The organism is Xanthomonas cucurbitae (genome assembly GCF_002939885.1).
GTDB lineage: Bacteria > Pseudomonadota > Gammaproteobacteria > Xanthomonadales > Xanthomonadaceae > Xanthomonas > Xanthomonas cucurbitae.
This window is the reverse complement of sequence record NZ_MDED01000125.1, coordinates 1-552: the sequence shown is the minus strand read 5'-3', so window position 1 is coordinate 552 and position 552 is coordinate 1. Positions and strand designations below refer to the sequence as shown.

At 60.1% G+C, this 552-nt stretch carries 1 pseudogene; it reads right to left on the bottom strand.

Annotated elements, in window-relative coordinates:
- A pseudogene (locus XcuCFBP2542_RS19025) lies at positions 1-378 on the bottom strand (hypothetical protein); the annotation flags it as partial.
- Between the last annotated feature and the right edge of the window lie 174 nt (positions 379-552).

Below are 552 nucleotides of genomic sequence, written 5' to 3'. Positions count from 1 at the left end.
GGCATCCTCGGCGTGCGCGATGGCCATGCGAAATTCCTCGCGGCCGGCGATCTCGCGGATGACGGCATCGCGTTCATCCGGGACAGCGACCAAATTCTTGCCCGTCGTGCGTGCGTCACCGATCACCTTTGCGATCCGCTGCTCGGAGTGTGTTATCGCGGCCCATTCGCATTCGACGTTGCTCATGGCGCGCAGCGTCTTCAGCTGGTCGGCGTGGGCTGTGCGGTATTGCTCGTACTCGGAGAGGATGCTGCGGTTTTGCGCGTTGGTCTCGGCCTTGGTCAAGCGATCCGGAGTCGTTGCGAACATGTCGCCATTGATCAGGGCGACCTTAAGGGTGTCCTGCAGGTCGTGGACTTGCGCGGCGACGAGCTTCAATGCAGCAGCGTCGTTGCGTATGGCAGCGCGGCCGTTTTGGGATTTACTGAGATTGTCAAGATGATCAACGATTGCATCCGTATACCTGATTAGCCCCATTCCTCAGCCGGTAGTTGCAGGATTTGCGACGGGTCGGCTGGACAATGGCCCCACTTGAAGGCAACGGAGGTGGGG